This window comes from Prosthecobacter sp., from assembly GCF_014879935.1.
Taxonomy (GTDB): domain Bacteria; phylum Verrucomicrobiota; class Verrucomicrobiia; order Verrucomicrobiales; family Verrucomicrobiaceae; genus Prosthecobacter.
In genome coordinates this window covers 1-2,533 of the sequence record NZ_JACSRD010000012.1, presented here as the reverse complement: position 1 = coordinate 2,533, position 2,533 = coordinate 1, and the positions used below count along the sequence as shown (strand labels likewise).

Annotated in this window: 3 protein-coding genes; all 3 read left to right on the top strand. The window is 64.2% G+C overall.

Annotation, left to right across the window (positions count from 1 at the left end):
- Positions 1–179 precede the first annotated feature (179 nt).
- On the top strand, positions 180–926 hold the full coding sequence (locus IAE77_RS00145; RefSeq protein ID WP_294219625.1) for a fibronectin type III domain-containing protein: 747 nt from the start codon (positions 180–182) through the stop codon (positions 924–926).
- Positions 927–978: 52 nt separating this feature from the next.
- Positions 979–1,974 (top strand): hypothetical protein, encoded by a 996-nt coding sequence (locus IAE77_RS00140; protein ID WP_294219624.1) that lies wholly within the window; start codon positions 979–981, stop codon positions 1,972–1,974.
- 194 nt (positions 1,975–2,168) lie between these two features.
- Positions 2,169–2,501 carry a hypothetical protein gene (locus tag IAE77_RS00135; RefSeq protein ID WP_294219623.1) on the top strand — a complete coding sequence of 111 codons (333 nt, stop codon included), beginning with the start codon at positions 2,169–2,171 and terminating at the stop codon, positions 2,499–2,501.
- Positions 2,502–2,533 lie beyond the last annotated feature (32 nt).

Sequence of the window (2,533 nt, the reverse complement as noted above, 5' to 3'; positions counted from 1 at the left end):
CCGGGAGAAAACTCCCTGCGCTGCGGAAAAGACCCCGTCCGTCGCGGAAAAAACCCCGTCCGTGGCGGACCAAACTCTTTCAGCGCGGTCGCAGCGCCTGTGGCCCCGGTTTGGCGCTGCTGCTGAAGCGGTCATCCCCTTTCAAACCCCCGGCTCAAAAGAGAACTGCACCCCGAACCATGGCTCAGATCCCCATCACCTGGAATGGCAAGGACGCCCAGGGCAATCCCCTGCGCTGGAACACGCCTGGCCTGACCTGGAATGGATTTCTGCCGCAACCCAACCCTGCTAAACGCATGTCCCAGCTCCGTGTACTCCTCGGCTTCGCCTCCGCGGCCGATCATTCGTTGGAAGAGACGGCCACCGCCGTTTCGATGAAACTGTATGGCAATGCCGCCTACCCCACGCCACCCGTGGCGGCCGCGGATTTCACCGCCGCGTTGACGGCCTTCTCCAATGCCATCGCCACCGCCCAGCAGGGCGGCCCGGCGGACACGGCGGACAAAAACGCCAGGCGCGAGGTGCTCATCGGCCTCATGCGTCAGCTGGCCGGCTATGTGCAGGCAAACTGCGGCAATGACCTCGCGACGCTGCTTTCCAGCGGTTTTGACGCGGTCAGCACGAACCGCGCCTCCACGCCCCTGGCGGCACCCACCATCCGGGACATCATCAACGGCATCTCCGGCCAGCTCATCGTGCGCGTGGGACCGGTGGCCAATGCGAAGTGCTACGAGCTGCGTTACGCGCTCATCGGCGCGGGCGGCGCCCCCGGCCCGTGGCAGGACGGCGGCCTGTTCACCAACTCACGCTCCATGGCCATCAACAGCCTCACGCCCGGCGGCAACTACCAGTTCCAGGTCCGCGCCGTCGGTGGCAGCACCGGCTACAGCGACTGGAGCGATCCCGTCAGCCACATGAGCCTCTAGCCGCCACCGAAAAACTGTGAACCACGAACCACGAACTGACATGCACCTTTCCATGAAACCATTGCGCAATCGAATCATCGCTCCGGGCCTGTTGCTCGGTCTTTTGGCATCCGGCTCCGCCTGGGCGGAGAGCTTCGCGGATGTGGACGTGTCCAACAACGCCACCATCGCCGGGGCGGCTTTCTTTGGCAGCATCCAGGTGGATCAAACGGGGAACTCCCTCTCTCATGGGATGGCGTTGAATGTGAGCCAGACGACGGAAGAGGTGGTGAGTGGCTACATCGTCCCGGCGCACTATGTGGACAACTGGGTGACGGTGGAGGACTGGGGCTGGGTGGAGTCTGGCGGCTACTGGAGCCCGCAGTATTCCTGGCAGTGGGTTGGGCAGGATTATTTTCCGCCGGTTTACGACGAGTTTGGCAATGTCATCGAGCCGGAGCGCTGGGAAAGCCGGTATGACAATGTTTACATTGGGGACGTATGGGTGTCCGGTGAGCAGGTATGGGGAATAACCGGCACCCATCAAGAAAACCAGCAGATGTGGGTGCCTGACGAGACGCAAAGCTACACCGAAATGCGCTACAACGCGCCGGTGATCCACCAGCGGGCGACGCGTTCCGATGCCAACTGGGTGTGGGAGGTGCCGGACGGCAATGGCGGCGCACGGGAGGTGATGCGCTTGTGGGACGGCGGGCTGGGGCTGGCGGATGTAAGCAGCGGCCTGGGCATGACCCTCTCGCCCTCGGCGCTGTATTACACGCGTGACAACACGGTGGCAGGAGCGAGCAGTTCCAACACGAGCGCGCAAGTCGGCGCGGAAGTGACGACCTACACGACCACTTCCATCAGCGGGGGGGGGGGCGCAGAGCAAGTCGGAGCTGCGGCCGGAGCTGGTGCGCCTGACACGCACGGAGACGACGGGCGGCACGACGACCGTGGGCCAGACGCAGATCGCGGCGAAGAGCGCGAGCTTTGGCGGCGTTGTCACCGTGCAGGGGGATCTGAAGGTCCAGGGCGTGCTGCGGGTGGCGCAGGGCGGGGACATTGACATGGGAGAATTCACGAACGGCCCGCAGCCGGAGTGAGGCACCCGCCGAGTGGAACGAAGAACACCGAACTTTGAACTCTGAACTGTGATGAACTCCGCTTTGCGTTTGTCTCGTGGCCCGGTCGGGTGGCTGGTGCTGCTGCTGTTGCTGCCGTCAAACTGTGGCGCCGCCGGCATGGTGGGCGGAGCGCAACGTGGTCACCAATGCGGCAGCGGATGACTACGCCGCGCTCAATCAGGGCCAGCTCAAAAACTTCGTGCGCGGGGCGGTGGATGAGATGAACGCGAAGCTGCCAGGCGGGGCGGGCACGGCGCTGAACAACCTGGTGGCCGGGTGGCGGGCGAACGCGGGCACGGCGGACGACTTCGCGGCGGCGAACGTGGGCCAGCTCAAGGCGATGGGGAAGCTGGTGCGGGCGCGGCTGGTGGAGCTGAACCTCTCCGTGCCGCCGCTGGGCACCGCCACCACGGACGATGATGACAACTTCGGGGAACCGGGGACATTGCGCCAAGATAAACACAGATAAGGAGGAAATCAGACAACCAGTAAAATGAGAGT

Coding starts and splice junctions, on each gene's coding strand:
- IAE77_RS00145 (WP_294219625.1), top strand. CDS start 180: ATGGCTCAGATCCCCATCACCTGGAATGGCAAGGACGCCCAGGGCAAT.
- IAE77_RS00140 (WP_294219624.1), top strand. CDS start 979: ATGAAACCATTGCGCAATCGAATCATCGCTCCGGGCCTGTTGCTCGGT.